We start from the raw sequence: 11,096 nt of genomic DNA, 5'->3' as shown, positions 1-11,096 counted from the left end.
CATTACCCTATGTAATCTTATAGCGTATCTAGACCCCAACTATTTTTATATAGTCCTTTTTTTGTCTCTTTATTTTCTTTACCTTTACCTGCTTTAACCGGTATACACCCATTACCTTACAAGAAGCCAAGCCCACATTGATGCAAGTGGAAATCAAGGGGGCTATTCAAAATCCAGGCGTTTATACTTTAAAGCGACATAGCTCCATTTCAAGTTTGATTCAAATGAGCGGAGGCCTATTAGAAAACAGTGATACGTCTAGAATCAGTTTTAACTATATCCTACAAGATAAAGATGTGGTGGTGATTCCAGAAAAACAAGATGTAAAACTCATTTCTATTAATAGTGCAACACTAGAAGAACTACAAACACTTCCAGGTATTGGTCCGGCCATTGCCCAAAGAATCATGGAGTATCGCAAGAGTAACACATTTCAATCTTTAGAACAAATCCAAAATGTCAAAGGCATTGGTCCAGCCATGTTTAATAAGATTAAGGATAAGATCTGCTTATGATGTTGATACTTTCACTTGGCTTTTTAGCCTGTCTAATCTTAAAAGAAATACTTTGTATACTCTGTTTCACACTCTTCTTTCTTGTCTATCTACACTATCGGTTTAAAGATAAAATAATCCTAATTCTATTTATTTTATTTAGCCTATTAAGCTGTATCCTTGTATATCCAAAAGAAGTTCAACAACAGGATACATATAAAATTACAGAAATAAAGAAAGGATACTATATAGGTAAAAATAGAGGTTCTAAAATTCTTATCCAAACAGATTTAGATCTAAGCTTTCAAGATGAAGTTAAAGTCAAACACATAGAACCCATTCATACAGATGATAATTTTACGCTGTTTAGTTTTACTCGATACAATGAAAATAAGAATATCAGGTTTAAGACGAATTCTGTAGAAATCATCCATAAATCAACATCATTCAAGTCTAGACTCTACAATTATTTAAAGTTGAAACCCAATTCTTCTATTGTCTTATCCTTATACTATGGCATACACGATGAAAGCATAGATGAAATCTATACGATGCTTGGATATGGCTATATGAGCGCATACTACATTGTTTTGCATGTATTAAAGCGAAAGTGGGATGAGACTCGTATTCGAAGAATCCTTCTAGTCTTCAGTGTTTTATTTGGTCATTTCTTTGTGTTTACACTTGCATTCACAAGATTTATTTTGTATCAGTTGAGTACTCTATTATTCACATCCAAACCCAATCAAATGGCTTTTACAATCCTTTGTTTTGGCATAATCTATCCAAATCAAGTACTATCTATATCTTTTGTATGTCCACTCTTGTTACAACTCGTATCGTATTTTTGTACAGAACACAAATGGATCGTACAAAAGATGGCCTTACTTGGATTGATGTTTATTTACTTTAAGAAAGTGAATCTTATTTCATTGCTTTTCTTTAATGTCTTTAGAAAACTATATGGTTTGATTTTCTTATTTGGATTTACAGTGTATGATTTAATACACCTAAAATTACCAGACCTAACCATTCATTATGCACCTAGAATCCTATTTATAGTTCTGTTTATCATCTTCTATATACAATGCTTAAAACACTTTAAATGGAAATATCTATGGATATGTATCGTTCCATTTCTAGAAATCTATTGTAATCCTTTCTTTCAAGTATATACATTAAATATAGGTCAAGCCGACTGCAGCATCATTGTAGAACCTTTCCATAAAAGTGTGGTGATGATTGATTGTGGGCAAAACCTATATCGTGATAATGTCGAAAGAATTATTATGCCCTTTCTAGAAAACAAGAACATTCATGCGATTGATACATTGATACTTACACATGATGACTTTGATCATAATGGAGGATATGACAGTTTAAAAGATAAAATTGAAATCAAACAAGTCATAGAAGATTCAAATCAATCGGTTCATGTCGATTATCCATTTTATTTGTTGTTAAGTGAAAGAGAATCTAAGGATACGAATGATTCGAGTCTTATCAGTTATTTTACGTATGATCACTTAACCTATCTCTTTATGGGGGATGCGAGTAAACAAATTGAAAAACAATTGATGGCTACATATGATTTAAAAGCTGATGTCATAAAAGTAGGACATCATGGATCAAATACGAGTTCAGACCCAGACTTTCTTGACTCTTTAGATTGTAAGATTGCCTTGATTAGTTGTGGCTATAAGAATAAGTATGGTCATCCAAGTGTTGAAACACTCAAGACATTAGAAAATTTACACATAAATACACTATGTACGAGTGATTGTGGAAGTATAGCCATGTATTCTTTATTTCACTTTTCATTTGTTGTCACAAACGATGGAATGTTTGGTATAATATGGACATGATTTATATTTTATACGGAAAAGACAAAAGCATGGTTTCTATGAAGCTAGAGGCCATTAAAAAAAGACATCATATTCAAGAAAACGTAAATATCTATGATGCCCAAACAGATGAAATATCCAATGTTCTACAAGATTTAGATGCCTATTCGATCTTTGATGATGACAAGATGATTATTGTCAATAACTGTACGTTTCTTTCAAGTAAGAATACGACAAACTATGAAGTGGATCCTTTTCTAGTAAGAAAAGATACAGACATGATTCTTGTTTTAGTATGTCCAAGCGATAAACTAGATACAAGAAAGAAAAAGGTAAAAGAAATTAGTGGGTGTGCAACATTGTATTCTTGTTTAGCACTTGATGAAAAGTCACAAAAGTTTTATGTGCAAGATAAACTGAAGGAATATGGAGTCAAGGTCGATTTTAAAACATTAGATTGGATGACATCCAGAATGGGACTTGATCCCATGTGCATCCAGAATGAAATTGAAAAGATTTCCATCTATTCAAAACATCCAACGCTTGAAGATGTACAAAATCTACTTGTCGTAGAACCTATGAATGATATTTTTAAAATGGTCGATGCCTTCTTTAGTCAAAATGGAATCTTATTATTAGCTTACTATCGTAATTTTAGAAAGCTCAATATGCAGCCAGTAGCTATCGTTGCACTTTTGGCAAGTCAAATACGTTTTCTATTTCAAGTACGCGTATTAATGGATGAAGGAAAGGCGCAGGCAACCATTGCCCAAGAATTAAAAGCTAATCCGTACCGCGTGAAATTAAATATGCAAAAGGCCATGCGCTTTTCAAGTGAAGCCTTACTTTACAATCTATCGTTACTTGCGGATTTTGATCAACAAATGAAAATGGGTAAGATTGATAAGGATGATGGTTTTGAATACTTTTGTCTAAACTTAATGATGAACAAGGAATAGCCTTGTTCATTTTTTGTATATTAAGATTTTGGTTTCGGAACAGAAAAATATTGTATGTAAAAAAACAATAAAATATCACATGATATAGATTATCAGGAACAACAAAAAGGACTGAGTACATTATTGTGCAGCTTATGTCATCAATCCTAGAGGCATGGGATTTGTGATTTAATAAGATACATAATCAAAACCAGAAGTTTATGATATCTTACTGGATGATAGGTACATAGATCATGGATGAAATTCTGAAGTATTTATAAATAATGCATACAATAAAAACTCCATCGCTAAAGACTGAATGGATTGGGATACCGAATGGTTGAGAAAGATGGAGAAGATATTGAAATGTTATCGGACGACTGGAAACGAACCGGGCATGCTATTTAGACGTGTGACTTTTTCGTAGGAAAAGTCTTTCTTGAGAATGTATTGATTGATTTTAGGGTAATTATTGGTATAATTATATTGAAGGTAGCAATACCTTTAGATGTGGTAAGCATCTATAAAAGTTGTGGTCGGATGAGAGACGGTAAACGCTCATGTCTATTTACATACTCGACAACCGAGAGAAAAGTTGTGGTCGGATGAGAGACGGTAAACGCTCATGTCTAATCATTGTCGACAACCGACAGAAAAACTTACCAGATTTGATTTTTTAGGAATACTTATGAAAAGGTGGAATCTTCAATTAGTAAGACTCCACCTTTTTATATTTGACAAATAAAAAAGCTCCTATGAATAAGGATGGCCAATCTAAATGTATTTGGATTAGTATTTAGCACTTATCATTGAAGTAAGTCGGAATGTGTACCTACGAGTTGTAAATTCTAGGATATATTTCATATATCTAATGCCGCTTTTAGCTCATCAATGCTGGAATATTTCGGCATTGTTGGATCAGACATCATTCTTCTTTCTTCCTCGATGGCTTCGATTGTAGTTTGGTTTGGTTCATGATTTTTATCGATAATAAAAAAAAGAAGTCATATGACTTCTTAATCCTTCATTACGCGATTTCGTTAATAGCTTTAGCTAAACGTGCTTTTTGACGGCTAGCGTAGTTTTTGTGGTGAATACCTTTAGCTACGGCTTTGTCCAATTTAGAACTGCAGTCGTTGTAAGCTGCTACAGCAGCTTCTTTATCTTTAGCATCAACAGCTGCTAATACAGCTTTAATACTTGATTTCAATGCTGATTTTTTAGATACGACTAATTTGTGAGCCTTGTTATTTGTTTTAACACGTTTCTTTTGAGATTTAATCTGTGGCATGAAGTGCACCTCCTGACATAAATTGCAAATGGATTATAGCAAAATTTCTGATTTATTGCAACACAACTTCAAAAAAATACGCTATAATACTCTAGTATTGGAGTGATATTATGGAAAATAGACGCATTATTTTTATGGGAACACCCAAAATTGCTAGTGTCGTATTAAAAACAATGTTAGAAAACGATATACATGTAGGCTTAGTGGTTACACAGCCGGATAAGAAAAAGGGTAGAAAACAACAGCTTGTCTATTCGGAAGTCAAAGAAGTGGCTTTAGAATATGACATTCCTGTATTTCAGCCTGTTAAAATTAAGTCAGACTATCAAACGATTCTTGATTTTGCCCCTGATTTAATTGTGACATGTGCTTATGGACAAATTGTACCTAAGGAAGTCTTGGATCTTCCTGTGTATGGTTGTGTGAACCTTCATGGTTCTTTGCTTCCTAAATATAGAGGGGGAGCCCCAATCCAAAGAGCCATTTGGAATGGTGATAAAGTAAGTGGAATGTCCTTAATGAAAATGGCACCTAAAATGGATGCAGGACCGGTTTTAGCCCAAAAAGAAATTGAAATATTGCCTGAAGACAATTCTACATCTTTATTTGAAAAGATGGGTATTTGTGCAAGTGAATTATTACTGGAACATTTTGAAGAGATTTGTTCTGGCAAGGCTGTCTATGTAGAGCAGGATGAAAGTCAGGTTGTATTCTCGCCTATTTTATCTAAAGAAGAAGAGCATATTGATTTAAATCAGGATGATGAACACATTTTGAATCAAATTCGTGCTTTCTCAGATGCACCAGGTGCTTATGTATTGTTGAATGGAAAGAAATTTAAGATTTTAAAGGCAAGTTATTTAGATGAACAGAATGAGTTTGGACGTCTTATCAAGATTGGCAAGAACAAACTTGGCATTGGCCTTCATTTGGGTACACTTGTGATTGAAACTTGTCAAATGGAAGGAAAGCCAGTCATGGATTGTGCAAGCTTCTTTAATGGACAGGGTCGTAACTTAGTAGGAAATATTGTAGAGTAGGGGAAAATCTATGGATCAAAAGAATGTTCGAAATTTTTGTATCATTGCACATATTGACCACGGAAAAAGTACGTTAGCCGATCGTATCTTGGAACTTACAGATACGGTTGAAAAGCGTGAAATGAAAGATCAAATTCTAGATTCAATGGACCTAGAAAGAGAGCGTGGTATCACAATTAAATTAAATGCCGTACAGCTTGTATATCATGCCAAAGATGGACAAGACTACTTGTTCCATCTTATTGATACACCAGGCCATGTCGACTTTACATATGAAGTGTCTCGCTCTTTAGCGGCATGTGATGGGGCTATCTTAGTTGTAGATGCAGCTCAAGGCGTACAAGCTCAGACTTTAGCCAATGTATATTTGGCTTTAGAAAACGACTTGGAAATCTTGCCTGTATTAAATAAGGTGGATCTTCCTAGTGCCCAACCGGAAGTGGTAAAAAAAGAAATTGAAGACTTAATTGGATTGGATTGTAGTGAAGCGGTTGAAATCAGTGCTAAATCGGGATTGAATGTCGATAAAGTGCTAGAAGAAATCGTACATAAACTACCTAGTCCCAAAGGGGATAAAGAAGCACCAACACAAGCTTTAGTCTTTGACTCTTTCTATGATTCTTATCGTGGAATCATTGCGTTTGTATCGGTAAAGAATGGAACAATCAAACCAAAAGATAAGATTCGCTTTATGGCAACAGGCGCTGAATATGAAGTCACAGAAGTGGGTGTTCGTACACCAAAAGAAGTTGTGGAAGACCAGTTGAACTGTGGAGATGTAGGATGGGTCAGTGCAGCCATTAAAAACATTGAAGATGTTCGTGTCGGTGATACGATTACAGTTGCATCCAATCCTGCAAGTGAACCATTATCTGGATATCGTGAAATGCATCCGATGGTCTATTGTGGTTTGTATCCTGTAGACAATGCGCGTTATGACGACCTAAAAGAAGCGTTGTCCAAATTAAAATTAAACGATGCGGCTCTACACTTTGAACCGGAAACGTCACAAGCTTTAGGATTTGGATTCCGATGCGGATTCTTAGGCTTATTACATATGGACGTAGTTGAAGAGCGTTTAGAGCGTGAATACAATCTTAGTTTAATCGCAACAAGTCCATCCGTAATTTATCATGTCTATAAAACAGATGGTACTATGGAAGAAATCGATAACCCATCGGCTTTACCAGAACCTCAAAAAGTGGATCATATTGAAGAACCTTATGTGAAGTGTGACATTATGGTGCCAAAAGAATTTGTGGGTCCAATGATGGATCTTTGTCAGAAAAAACGTGGCGAATATGTAGACCTTCAAGTTTTAGATGATGTTCGTATGATGATGGTTTACCAAATGCCATTAAGTGAAATTATTTATGATTTCTTTGATAAGATGAAATCTTGTACAAAAGGATATGCTAGTTTTGACTATGAATTTAGTGGATACCGTACAAGTAGTCTAGTGAAGATGGATATTTTATTAAATGGACAGATCGTCGATGCCCTATCTACCATTGTGTTTAGAGATTTTGCGTACAACCGCGGTAATGCGATGGCTGTAAAATTGAAAGACTTGATTCCTAAGCAACAATTTGAAATTCCTGTGCAGGCAGCGATTGGTGGAAAGATCATTGCACGTACAAACATTAAGGCATTGCGTAAAAACGTATTGGCAAAATGTTATGGTGGCGATATCTCACGTAAAAAGAAATTGTTAGAGAAACAAAAAGAAGGAAAGAAACGTATGAAGATGGTTGGATCGGTAGAGATTCCTCAAGAAGCCTTCATGGCCGTTTTAAGTATGGATGACGACTAATGGTACCATCAGCCTATGTACATATTCCGTTCTGTGATTCGATATGTGCGTATTGTGATTTTGTCCGGATTCAAAAAAATGAACAATTCTTTTCACTTTGGAAAGAAAAGTTAATACAAGAAATTCAAGAGTATAAGATTTCAAATCTTCATACTCTTTATTTTGGTGGGGGCACACCAAGTGTATTGAGTTTGGATGATTTTACATCGATAAGAAATTGTTTTCCCAAAGATATTGATGAATTTACCGTAGAATGCAATCCTGAATCCTTAGATGAAGAAAAACTAGCATCTTATGTTTCTTTGGGAGTCAACCGTATTAGTTTGGGTGTACAAAGCTTTAATGATGATCTATTAAAAGTCTGCCGAAGAAGACATACATCCAATCAGGCTAAGAAAGTGATTCGATGGATTCAAGAAAGTGGGATTCATAATTTCTCCGTTGATTTAATTTTTGGACTTCCCGATCAAACAATGGAAGATGTGAAAAGAGATATTTTTACATTTTTAAGTTTAGATATACCACACTTATCCATTTATTCTTTACAAATTGAAGAAAATTCAATATTTGGAAAGACAGGTGTAGAGCCTTGTGATCCAGATCTTGAAGCGGATATGTTTGAATACATTACGAAAACACTTGAAGCAGCCGGATATATTCATTATGAAATTTCTAGCTTTTGTAAGCCAGGCTATTATTCCAAACACAATTTAGCGTATTGGCAAGATAAAGACTTCTATGGCTTTGGCTGTGGCGCAAGTGGAAGACTTGATGGCATTCGTTATGATAATACGACAAGTTTAAAGAAGTATTGTTTGAAGGGTCCTTGTTCTACATATATTCCTGAACCACTATCTGAACGAGGTATGGATGCGATCATGATGGCATTGCGTACAAAGTTTGGATTGAATATAAGAGAATGGAATTTGAAATATCAGAATGATTTTAAAAATCATTATGCCACTGTATTAGATATGTATCGTGAGTATTTTTGTTTTGAAGGGGAATGTATCTATTTAAATGATGCTGGACTTGAAATATTAAATACGATTCTAGTTGATTTTATGATGATAGAATGATATCATTTAATAGCTTTTGTACTGAGAGTCTGGAAACTTCCAACCTTTCGCTCGGTAGAAAAGGACTAATATACATGGAGGAAGAAAAATGTTATTAAAATCTGAAAAACAAGCAATTATGCAAGAGTATGCAGTACACGAAGGTGACACAGGTTCTCCTGAAGTTCAAATCGCTGTATTGACTGAAGAAATCAACCGTTTAACTGAGCACTTCAAAGAACACAAACACGATTACCACTCACAACGTGGATTGATGAAAAAAGTTGGTCGTCGTAAAAAATTGTTAGCTTACTTGAAGGGTAAAGATTTAGACCGTTACAAAGCATTGATCGCTAAATTAGGTTTAAGAAAGTAATCGAAAAGATTACTTTTTTTTTATGCATTTATTTGATAGAATATAAAAGTATGATTGAGGTGAAAAAATGGCGAAACAAGAGTTTCATTTAGATTTTTGTGGTCGGGGGATCACAGTAGAAACTGGTGAAATCGCAAAACAGGCTGATGGAGCCGTTATTATCCGTTATGGAGATACAGTGACTTTATCAACTGCATGTGCATCAAACCAGGCAAAAGAAGGGATTGACTTTTTCCCTTTAACAGTAAGTTTTGAAGAAAAGTTATATTCTGTTGGAAAAATTCCAGGAGGATTTTTACGTCGTGAAGGAAGACCAAGCGAACATGCGACATTAACAGCACGTATGATCGACCGTCCAATCCGTCCTTTATTTGCGGAAGGATTCCGTAATGAAGTACAGGTTGTCAACACAGTATTAAGTGTAGATCAAGATGCAAGTCCTGAAATGGCAGCTATGTTTGGTGCTTCATTGGCATTATGTATTTCAGATATTCCATTCAATGGACCAATCGCAGGTGTTAAAGTTGGACGTATCAATGGAGAATTGGTTGCCAACCCTACAGTGGCTCAAATGGAAGAAAGTGATATCGATTTAACTGTTGCGGGTACTGCACAAGCTTTAAACATGGTTGAAGCTGGAGCTAAAGAAGTTAGCGAAGAAGATATGCTTGCGGCATTGATGTTTGGACATGAACAAATCAAAAAATTATGTGCATTCCAAGAAGAAATCGTAGCCGCTTGTGGTAAAGAAAAACGTGAAATCGAATTGTATGCCGTAGATGAAACAATCGATCGTGAAGTTCGTGCAAACTTTGAAGCACAAATTCGTGCAGCTGTATCGATTAAAGAAAAATTAGAGCGTTACGGAAAAATTGATGATTTAACAGATGAAGCTGCTGAAATGATCGCAAACAAAGAATATGAATCTGAAAAAGATCAAAACAATGCGGTGAAACAAGCTCGTGAAATCTGTCGTAGTATTGAAGCGGACGAAGTACGTCGTTTGATCATTGAAGACAAAGTACGTCCAGATGGCCGTCAAATCGATGAAATCCGTCCATTGAACTCACAAGTGGATTTACTTCCTCGTGTTCATGGTTCGGCTTTATTTACGCGTGGAGAAACACAGGTATTATCAACAACTACATTGGGTGCATTAAATGACAACCAGATCATTGATGATTTAACTGTTGTCGATTCAAAACGTTTTATGCACCACTATAACTTCCCACCATATTGCGTTGGTGAAACTGGACGTATGGGAAATCCAGGACGTCGTGAAATTGGTCATGGTGCCTTAGGTGAAAGAGCTTTAGCTCAAGTATTACCAAGTGTAGATGAATTCCCATATACAATTCGTACAGTAGCGGATGTTATGGAAAGTAACGGATCTAGTTCTCAGGCAAGTATTTGTGCAGGAACAATGTCTTTAATGGCTGCTGGTGTTCCAATCAAAGCTCCTGTTGCGGGTATTGCGATGGGATTGATCATGGATGATAATTCAGGTAAATATACTGTTTTAACAGATATCCAAGGTATGGAAGACCACTTTGGAGATATGGACTTTAAGGTTGCCGGAACGAAAAATGGTATCACAGCTTTACAGATGGATATCAAAGTAACAGGTATTACTAAAAATATCTTCGAAGAAGCATTGGCACAAGCTCACAAGGCACGTTTAGAAATCTTAGATAACATGTTGGCATGTATCCCATGTCCAAGAGAACAATTGAGTCCATATGCACCTAAGATTGCGATGATGAACATTGATCCAGATAAGATTAAAGATGTAATCGGACCTGGTGGAAAAATGATCAACGAAATCATTGCGCAATGTGACAATGTAAAAATTGATATTGATGATGATGGAAAAGTAGTCATCTACCACAATGATTACGATACAATCGAAAAGGCGAAACAAATGATTAGTGACATCGTACGTGTTGCCAAAGTTGGAGATGTATATGCAGCTAAAGTTGTTCGTCTAGAAAAATTCGGTGCATTCGTTAACTTGTTTGGTAATACAGATGGTTTATTACACATTTCTAAAATTTCTCACCACCGTGTAGATAAAGTAGAAGACGTGTTAAAACTTGGTGATATCATCGATGTTAAGGTTACAGAAATCGATAATAAGGGTCGTATCAATGTAAGCGCAAAAGCTTTACTTCCAAAACCTAAAACAGAAGAAGAAAAAACAGAAGCGTAAAAGTTAGGAACTCGTTAAAAACGAGTTCTTTTT

9 protein-coding genes are annotated in these 11,096 nt (G+C 35.4%); 8 read left to right on the top strand and 1 reads right to left on the bottom strand.

Going from position 1 to position 11,096, the window contains the following annotated elements:
* The first annotated feature begins 140 nt into the window (after positions 1–140).
* The 3 genes from NE544_RS05945 to holA are packed head-to-tail and all read left to right on the top strand — an operon-like array spanning position 141 to position 3,297.
* The gene (locus NE544_RS05945; protein WP_256268689.1) at positions 141–515 is read left to right on the top strand and encodes a DUF655 domain-containing protein; all 375 of its coding nucleotides are present in this window, start codon (positions 141–143) and stop codon (positions 513–515) included.
* Entirely contained in the window at positions 512–2,359 is a 1,848-nt protein-coding gene (locus tag NE544_RS05940; protein WP_256268688.1) for a ComEC/Rec2 family competence protein, read from the top strand. Before NE544_RS05945 ends, NE544_RS05940 begins: the two co-directional genes overlap by 4 nt.
* Complete coding sequence (holA, locus tag NE544_RS05935) at positions 2,356–3,297, top strand: DNA polymerase III subunit delta (protein ID WP_256268687.1); 942 nt, start codon at positions 2,356–2,358, stop codon at positions 3,295–3,297. The genes NE544_RS05940 and holA overlap by 4 nt, the downstream gene beginning before the upstream one ends.
* A 1,006-nt stretch (positions 3,298–4,303) precedes the next feature.
* On the opposite strand, the gene rpsT is transcribed toward holA, so the two are convergent.
* Positions 4,304–4,567, bottom strand: a complete 264-nt coding sequence (gene rpsT, locus NE544_RS05930; protein WP_003864936.1) for a 30S ribosomal protein S20 — start codon at positions 4,565–4,567, stop codon at positions 4,304–4,306.
* 110 nt (positions 4,568–4,677) lie between these two features.
* Here rpsT and fmt point away from each other — a divergent pair, with 110 nt between their 5' ends.
* From fmt to pnp, 5 genes are all read left to right on the top strand, one after another.
* Positions 4,678–5,607 carry a methionyl-tRNA formyltransferase gene (fmt, locus tag NE544_RS05925; protein WP_227991787.1) on the top strand — a complete coding sequence of 310 codons (930 nt, stop codon included), beginning with the start codon at positions 4,678–4,680 and terminating at the stop codon, positions 5,605–5,607.
* 10 nt (positions 5,608–5,617) lie between these two features.
* Entirely contained in the window at positions 5,618–7,420 is a 1,803-nt protein-coding gene (lepA, locus tag NE544_RS05920; RefSeq protein WP_256268686.1) for a translation elongation factor 4, read from the top strand.
* Positions 7,420–8,499, top strand: a complete 1,080-nt coding sequence (gene hemW, locus NE544_RS05915; protein ID WP_256268685.1) for a radical SAM family heme chaperone HemW — start codon at positions 7,420–7,422, stop codon at positions 8,497–8,499. Before lepA ends, hemW begins: the two co-directional genes overlap by 1 nt.
* Positions 8,500–8,587: 88 nt before the next feature.
* The gene (gene rpsO / locus NE544_RS05910; RefSeq protein WP_117923787.1) at positions 8,588–8,854 is read left to right on the top strand and encodes a 30S ribosomal protein S15; all 267 of its coding nucleotides are present in this window, start codon (positions 8,588–8,590) and stop codon (positions 8,852–8,854) included.
* A 67-nt stretch (positions 8,855–8,921) separates the two neighbouring features.
* Positions 8,922–11,063 (top strand): polyribonucleotide nucleotidyltransferase, encoded by a 2,142-nt coding sequence (pnp, locus tag NE544_RS05905; RefSeq protein ID WP_256268684.1) that lies wholly within the window; start codon positions 8,922–8,924, stop codon positions 11,061–11,063.
* Positions 11,064–11,096 lie beyond the last annotated feature (33 nt).

Origin of the sequence: Holdemanella sp. MSK.7.32 (assembly GCF_024460475.1) — a bacterium.
Taxonomy (GTDB): Bacteria; Bacillota_I; Bacilli_A; order Erysipelotrichales; family Erysipelotrichaceae; genus Holdemanella.
The sequence above is the reverse complement of the archived record's forward strand: the minus strand, read 5'-3'. Positions and strand labels throughout refer to the sequence as shown.

Bases quoted from the DNA above. Each gene is read 5' to 3' on its own strand.
- NE544_RS05940 (WP_256268688.1), top strand. From the start codon at position 512: ATGATGTTGATACTTTCACTTGGCTTTTTAGCCTGTCTAATCTTAAAA.
- pnp (WP_256268684.1), top strand. From the start codon at position 8,922: ATGGCGAAACAAGAGTTTCATTTAGATTTTTGTGGTCGGGGGATCACA.
- rpsT (WP_003864936.1), bottom strand. From the start codon at position 4,567: ATGCCACAGATTAAATCTCAAAAGAAACGTGTTAAAACAAATAACAAG.
- fmt (WP_227991787.1), top strand. From the start codon at position 4,678: ATGGAAAATAGACGCATTATTTTTATGGGAACACCCAAAATTGCTAGT.
- lepA (WP_256268686.1), top strand. From the start codon at position 5,618: ATGGATCAAAAGAATGTTCGAAATTTTTGTATCATTGCACATATTGAC.
- rpsO (WP_117923787.1), top strand. From the start codon at position 8,588: ATGTTATTAAAATCTGAAAAACAAGCAATTATGCAAGAGTATGCAGTA.
- holA (WP_256268687.1), top strand. From the start codon at position 2,356: ATGATTTATATTTTATACGGAAAAGACAAAAGCATGGTTTCTATGAAG.
- NE544_RS05945 (WP_256268689.1), top strand. From the start codon at position 141: ATGCAAGTGGAAATCAAGGGGGCTATTCAAAATCCAGGCGTTTATACT.
- hemW (WP_256268685.1), top strand. From the start codon at position 7,420: ATGGTACCATCAGCCTATGTACATATTCCGTTCTGTGATTCGATATGT.